Genomic DNA, 6,695 nt, shown 5'->3' with positions numbered 1-6,695 from the left:
AACGGCGCTCCCGCAGCGGACGGGACTCGGACAGCAAACGGCGCTCCCGCAGCGGACGGGACTCGGACAGCAAACGGCGCTCCCGCAGCGGACGGAGCTCGCACAGCAGACGGGACTCGGACAGCGAACAGAGCTCCCGCAGCAGACGGAACCCGGACAACGAACAGAGCTCCCGCGGCGGACAGGGCTCGCGGGGGTCCGGCTCGCGCGGACGGGGCTCCCGCGGCGGTCGAGGCCGGTGCGGTCGGCCCGGCTCCGGCGGGCGTCTGCCCGTGCGGTCGCCGACGTACGCGCCGTGCACACCAACCCCTCGCGCGCGGCTGCCCTTTGGGGCGGTTCGCTGGTGTTCGCCTTGCTGCATACGGGAGTTGTGATCGCCGTCGTACGGGCTCTCGATCTGCCGCTGCCGGCCGGCGAGGTCGCGCTCGCGTATCTCGCGGCCAGCAGCGCCGCCGTGCTGCTGCCCACTCCCGGCGGGCTCGGGTCGCTGGATGCCGCGCTCGCCTGGGCGTTGACCGCGGCCGGGACGTCTGCGCAGGCGAGTGTGTCGGTGGTGATCGGGTATCGGCTGCTGACGGTCTGGGTGCCGTTGGTGCCGGCGTTGCTGGTGCTGGCCGGGCTGGTGCGGGCGAGGGTGCTGTGACGCCTGCGCCCTGGGCGGTCAGGATGTGTTCAGGTTTCCGGTGACAGCGTCGGCCCCATGACATCGGATACGACAACAACGGGCGCGTCCGCGCCTCCCCATCGCCGACCTCGTGCGGGCTGGAACAAGGTTCCCGAGGTCACCGTCTACTTCTGGGTGATCAAGGTGCTGTGCACCACCGTGGGCGAGACGGCGGCCGACCTGCTCAACGAGAAGGCCGGGCTCGGCCTGACCGGTGTGTCGCTGCTGATGAGCGTGCTGCTGGCGGCGGTGCTGGTCGTCCAGTTCCGCACGGCCGGCTACCGGGCCGGCGTGTACTGGCTCGCCGTCGCGCTGATCAGCGTCGTCGGCACCCTCGTCAGCGACAACCTGACCGACAACATGGGCGTGCCGCTGGAGGTCAGCACCTCGGTGTTCGCGGTCGTCCTGGCGGTCGTGTTCGTCGCCTGGTACCGCAGCGAGCGCACCCTGTCCATCCACTCCGTCGACACCCCGCGCCGGGAGTCCTTCTACTGGCTCGCGGTGCTGTTCACCTTCGCCCTCGGCACAGCGGCCGGCGACCTCGTCTCGGAGCGGATGGACCTGGGGTACTGGCTGTCCGCGGTGCTGTTCGGGCTGGCGATCGCCGCGGTCGCGGTGGCGCACTTCTGGCTCGGGCTCGACGCGGTGTGGAGCTTCTGGATCGCGTACGTCCTGACCCGCCCGCTCGGCGCCTCGGTCGGCGACTACCTGTCGCAGGCCACCGGGGACGGTGGTCTGGGCCTGGGCACCGTGGTGACGAGCGCGCTGTTCCTCACGGTGATCCTCGGTCTCGTCGTCTTCCTGGCCATCACTCGCAAAGACGTCACCCGCAAGGACGTGACACAGACGGAACGACAGGAGCTGCCGACCGCATGACCCAGCAACCCCCCACACAGACCGCGGAGTCGACGGCCCTGGGCGGCCTCGGCTCTGCGGCCGTCCGCCGGGACGCGCTGAAGAAGTTACCCGAAGTCACCCTGGCCTTCTGGGTGATGAAGATCGCGGCGACCACTCTCGGCGAGACGGCCGGCGACCTCTTCGCGCAGACCCTGAAGCTGGGCTACTTCCTCACCACGATCGCCCTGTTCCTGGTGTTCGTGGTGACGCTGGTCGTGCAGCTGCGGTCGCGCCGCTACAACCCCTTCTTCTACTGGACCGTGATCCTGTCGACCAGCATGGCCGGCACCACCATGTCCGACTTCATGAACCGGGACGCCAGCGCCACCTACCTCTCCGGCGGGGCGACTTCGCTGGGCTGGGGGCCGCAGGGGCTCGGCCTCGGCTATCCGACGGGCGCGGCGATCCTGATCTCGATCCTGGTCGTCATCTTCGCCGTGTGGCGGCTGACCGGGATGACGTTCGTCATCCGGGACATCGTCAGTTTCCGCGGGGAGGCGCTGTTCTGGTCGGCGATCCTCGTCTCCAACACGCTCGGCACCTCCATGGGTGACTTCCTCTCCGACAGCTCCGGGCTCGGTTACGCCGGCGGGGCGCTGCTCGTGACGGGGATGCTGGTCCTGCTGGTCGCCCTGATGAAGGTGCCGGTCGTACCGAACGTGCTGCTGTTCTGGTTCGCGTTCGTGCTGACCCGGCCGCTCGGTGCGACGGCCGGTGACTTCCTCACCAAGCCGGCCGCCAAGGGCGGTCTCGACCTCGGCACGGCGGGTTCGTCCGCGGTGTTGCTGGCGTTGCTCTTCGGGATGATGGCGTACGCCGGTGTCCGGGAGCGGCGTGACTCGGGCACGGTCAGCCGGACGGCAGTCTGACCACGAAGCGTGCACCGGGGGCGAGTCGATGGTCATGGCCGTGATCGTGGTCGTAGGAGACCTCGCCCCCGGCGGAGCGGGCCAGGCGTCGCGCGAGCGGCAGTCCCAGGCCCGCTCCGGCGTGTCCGTCGTCCGGGTCGGCCCGTCGGCCGGGCTGGAAGAGGTGCGCGGCGAAGGCGGGCGGCACGCCGGGGCCGTCGTCGGTGACGGAGACGCGTACGCCGGTGTCGTCGCGCTCCGCGTGCAGGGTGACGGTCGAGGCGGCGTAGCGCAGGGCGTTGGCGAGCAGAGGGCTGACGATGCGTTCCAGGAGGGCCGGTTGAACGCCTGCTTCCAGCCGGGTGTCGGGGGCGTCGACGGTGACGGTCACCTGGGCGGGAGTGACCTGTTGGCCGGCGAGGCGGTGCAGCGTGGGCAGGACGGGGGCCGTGCCGGGGGCGGTGACCGCGTCCTCACGGGCGGTGGTCAGGAGGGTGTCGCAGATCGTGCGCATCGACTCGGCGGCCTCGGCGATGGTGCGGTGCACGGCCCGGGTCTCGGCTGCGGTGCGGGGGCGCGAGCCGTACCAGTCCAGCTCGGCGACGATGCGGCTGAGCGGAGTGCGCAGCTCGTGCGAGAGCTCGCCGGTCAGCTGCCGCTCGTGCCGCAGCACCGCGCGGATACGGTCCAGGAGGGCGTCCAACGAGGCGCCCAGCCGGGCCAGTTCGGCCGGGCGGTCCGCGCTGCCGAACCGTTCCTCGGAGGCGACCGCGCTCCACTGTGTGGCCTGGTCGGTCATCGCCCCGACCGGACGCAGCGCACGGCCCACCGCCAACCGGGTCAGGGCGTACGTGCAGGCGAGCATCACGGTGTCCAGGACCAGGGAGCCCAGCAGCAGCGTGTCGGCCGAACTCCGGTACGGGGACAGGTCAAGAGCCGTGACGACGGTCGCCGCCTGCCGGGCGCCTGGGACGGGCTCGGCGCACAGCCGGACCGGGCCGGAACCGTGGCCGTCGACGGTGCCGCAGGCACGGCCGCCGTGGCGGGCCAGGTCGTCGGCGACTCGGCTCAGGGGGCCGGCGGAGGGTGGCCGCTCCAACAGCCGGGAGCCCGCGTAGATCCACACATTGGCGTCCAGGAGGCGGTCGTTGGCGGTCTCCAGGACCCGTACCCGGGGACCGGTGGTGTCGACGGTCGTGGCGACGGCGGCGGCCCGGGTGCGCAGTTCGTCGTCCGCCTGACGGCGCAGGTGATGGCGGACCACGGTGTTGAAGACGACGGTGAGGATCACCATCAGGAGCGCGGCGGTGGTGAGGGCGACGAGGGAGAGGCGGCCCCGGAGGGTGCGGGGCGGGAAGGAGGGGCGGCGCAGGGGGGCGCGCGGTGGTGGAGGAGAGTGCGGGGGCGAATCGGGGTCGGTCATGACAGGCGGTGTCCGATGCCGCGGGCCGTACCGATCGTCAGGTCGCTGCCGGCTCCGCGCAGCTTGCGGCGCAGCCGGGTCAGGTACTGGTCGAGGGTGTTGTCGCTGACCTGGGCGCCCTCCGGCCAGGCGGACCGCACCAGGTCACGGCGGCTCACGATCTCCCCCGGAGCCGCCATGAGGGTGGCCAGGAGGCGGAACTCCGTCGGAGTCAGGTCGATCTCGGTGCCGCCGGCCGTGAGGCGGTGCCGGACGGCGTCCAGGACCAGATCTCCGGCCGCGGCGCGGGGTGCGGGTGCCGTGCGCTTGAGGGCGGCGCGCAGTCGGGCGGCGAGTTCGGCCAGGTGGAAGGGCTTGGGCAGATAGTCGTCGCCGCCGGCCGAGAAGCCGGACAGACGGTCGATGAGGCCTTGGCGCGCGGTGAGGAAGATGACGGGGGACGAGAAGCCGTTGGCCCGCAGCGCCTGGCACACGTCCCGCCCGTCCGCGTCCGGCAGCCCCACGTCGACTACGGCCGCGGAGACCCCGTCCCCGGCCAGCCGCAGCGCGGTCGCCCCATCGGCGGCGGGCACGGTGGCGAACCCCTCGTCCCGCAGACCGCGCAGGAGGACGTCACGCAGGGCGTGGTCGTCCTCGACGACCAGGATCTTGTGGTTCATCGGTCTCCGTCGGGGGTGGGGGTGGGCGGGCCGGGGGCGTGGGGCCATGGCTCTTCAGTCGGCCGGGCGCGTCCGGTTCGGGTCCGGGGCGTGTGCCGTGGGCGTGCCGTTCGTCTTCGTGGGCTTCGGTGCCCGACGGCTGCTCCCTGCCACGGATGGGCCGACTCCGGTCGGTTCCGGCGGCAGCCACCTGGCGACGGCCCACCAGCACAGCCCCAGCCAAGCCGTCGCCAGCAACCAGCCGCCGATGACGTCGCTGGCCCAGTGCACGCCGAGGTACACCCGGGTCGCTCCGACCGCCACCGCCCAGCAGACCGCGACCGCGCAGGTCGTGCGGGCGAGATCGGGGCGGGTGCGGCGGGCGAGGGCCCAGCACAGCAGTCCCGCCGTCAGGGCGGAGGTGGTCGCGTGCCCGGAGGGGAAGGCGTAGCCGGAGGCGTGGGTCGCCCAGTCCGCGCGGTTCGGGCGGGCCCGGGCGAACAGTTCCATCAGTCCCGTGCGCACGAATTCCCCGGCGAACAGCACGGCCAGGGCACCGACCACGGCTCTGAGCCGCCCGCCGGCACCACGCCCCGCCATGACCCCGGCCGCCACGACGATCGCGTACGGCCACACACCGGTCCCGGTCGCCGTGAACCAGCGCGCGAGCGCCACCGCGACCGGCGGCCGGTGTCCGAGCCCCCACGCGTGGGCCGCCGTATCACCCGGAAGAGGGGCGCCATGACGCACGGCCACCGCGGTCGCCAGGGCGGCGAACAGCACGGCACAGACGAGGGGCAGCACGAGGGCCAGCGACCACTGCCCCCTGACTCCACACCCCGCCGACCTCACGCCCTCGTCACCAGCACCCTGAACCGACCGTCGGCCATCCACCCCACCAACGGCGCCGCGCGATCGGCGACCCGCACCAGCACCCATGCGAGCCCCGCCCCCAGGGCCAGCCCCACCGCCACGTCGTGCGGATAGTGGACGCCGATCCAGACCCGGGAGACGGCCATCAGGACGGCGGCCACCGCGGCGATGCGGCCCAGCCGGTGGTCGGCCAGGGCCAGGGCCATCGCGGCGGCGCCGGCGATCACCGCGTGGTTGCTGGGGAACGACCAGTCGCCGGCCCCCGGACACGCCTCGACCGTCACGGTGCGCAGGGTCTGACAGGGTCTGTGCTCCGCCACCGCCGACTTCAGCAGGATGTCGGCGACGTACACGACCACCACGATCACGGGGGCCGCCAGCGCCCGCACCATCCGCTGCTCCCCGGCGCCCCGGGCCCGCCACCATGCCGCGAGCATCAGTACCCCGAACAGGGCCAGGCCGTAGTCGGACCAGACGGCGATCACGGTGTTCACCGGGTGCGGTGTGTGGCCGGCCAGGTCCATGATCCACGTGTACAGGCCGCCGTCGACCGACGCGCCTCCGAAGGCCAGGCCGGTCATGAGGAAGCCTCCGAGGACGAGGCTCGGCGGGCCCGCGCGCGGCGGGCCTCCAGGGCGAGCGGGGTCAGGGAGGCGACGACGACCAGGGCGACCAGCGGCAGGAGGTATCGGTCGACGTTCGGGATCGAGGAGCCGAGTGCGTAACCGCTCAGGACCAGGCCGACCGTCCACACCAGGCCGCCGACCGCCTGCCACACCGTGAAGACCCGCACCGGCACGTCGAGCGCCCCCGCCAGCGGGTTCAGCACCGTCCGCACCACCGGCACGAAGCGGGCCAGCACGATCGCCTTGGCATACCCGTACCGCGCGAGCAGTTCCTCGGCGCGCTCGGCGCCCTCGTGCAGCTTCTTCGCTCGGCTGCGGGCCAGCAGCGCACGGCCGCCGCGACGCCCTATCCAGTACCCCGTCTGCGCCCCTAGCAGCGCGCCGACCACGGCCGCGGCCAGTACCTGCGGGAGCGACAGACGCACACCGCCGTGGCCGCCGTCCACGCACAGCAACCCCGCGGTGAACAGCAGGGAGTCACCCGGGAGGAAGAAGCCGACCAGCAGGCCGGTCTCGGCGAACAGCACGACGGCCACGCCGAGCGCGCCGAACGTGGACAGCAGGGATCCGGCATCCAGGACGTTCACCGCCTGGGCCATGGCGAACTGGGCGGCTGCCATGCAGGCGACCCCTCTCATACTGGGACGTGCGCGGAGCGGACACGCTCCTCACCGAGCGACTACAGTTATGTAGACCGTCTACTCCACTGTAGACGAATGAGAGCCG

Annotated in this window: 7 protein-coding genes and 1 pseudogene; 3 read left to right on the top strand and 5 right to left on the bottom strand. The window is 72.4% G+C overall.

The features are described from left to right. Positions 1 to 247: 247 nt before the first annotated feature. The 3 genes and pseudogenes from ACWC09_RS15155 to ACWC09_RS15145 form a co-directional block, all read left to right on the top strand. A pseudogene (locus ACWC09_RS15155) lies at positions 248 to 643 on the top strand (lysylphosphatidylglycerol synthase domain-containing protein); the annotation flags it as partial. 57 nt (positions 644 to 700) lie between these two features. Beyond that, positions 701 to 1,540 carry a COG4705 family protein gene (locus ACWC09_RS15150; RefSeq protein WP_450850979.1) on the top strand — a complete coding sequence of 280 codons (840 nt, stop codon included), beginning with the start codon at positions 701 to 703 and terminating at the stop codon, positions 1,538 to 1,540. Next, positions 1,537 to 2,430 carry a COG4705 family protein gene (locus tag ACWC09_RS15145; RefSeq protein ID WP_450850978.1) on the top strand — a complete coding sequence of 298 codons (894 nt, stop codon included), beginning with the start codon at positions 1,537 to 1,539 and terminating at the stop codon, positions 2,428 to 2,430. The genes ACWC09_RS15150 and ACWC09_RS15145 overlap by 4 nt, the downstream gene beginning before the upstream one ends. Here the strand turns inward: ACWC09_RS15145 and ACWC09_RS15140 are convergent. The 5 genes from ACWC09_RS15140 to ACWC09_RS15120 are packed head-to-tail and all read right to left on the bottom strand — an operon-like array spanning position 2,411 to position 6,589. Continuing rightward, entirely contained in the window at positions 2,411 to 3,832 is a 1,422-nt protein-coding gene (locus ACWC09_RS15140) for a sensor histidine kinase (RefSeq protein WP_450850977.1), read from the bottom strand. The two genes, ACWC09_RS15145 and ACWC09_RS15140, sit on opposite strands and share 20 nt — an antisense overlap. Continuing rightward, a complete protein-coding gene (locus ACWC09_RS15135) occupies positions 3,829 to 4,491 on the bottom strand; it encodes a response regulator transcription factor (protein ID WP_450850976.1) in 663 nt (220 codons plus the stop codon). Before ACWC09_RS15135 ends, ACWC09_RS15140 begins: the two co-directional genes overlap by 4 nt. A gap of 54 nt (positions 4,492 to 4,545) precedes the next feature. Further along, entirely contained in the window at positions 4,546 to 5,274 is a 729-nt protein-coding gene (locus tag ACWC09_RS15130; RefSeq protein ID WP_450850975.1) for a phosphatase PAP2 family protein, read from the bottom strand. Between the two features lie 44 nt (positions 5,275 to 5,318). Further along, positions 5,319 to 5,924: a phosphatase PAP2 family protein gene (locus ACWC09_RS15125; RefSeq protein WP_450850974.1), complete on the bottom strand. Its 606-nt coding sequence runs from the start codon at positions 5,922 to 5,924 to the stop codon at positions 5,319 to 5,321. Further along, the gene (locus ACWC09_RS15120; RefSeq protein WP_450850973.1) at positions 5,921 to 6,589 is read right to left on the bottom strand and encodes a DedA family protein; all 669 of its coding nucleotides are present in this window, start codon (positions 6,587 to 6,589) and stop codon (positions 5,921 to 5,923) included. Before ACWC09_RS15120 ends, ACWC09_RS15125 begins: the two co-directional genes overlap by 4 nt. Positions 6,590 to 6,695: the final 106 nt, after the last annotated feature.

Source organism: Streptomyces sp. NPDC001617 (assembly GCF_053596855.1).
Note: the sequence above shows the minus strand (reverse complement) of the source record. Positions and strands in the feature narration are given on the sequence as shown.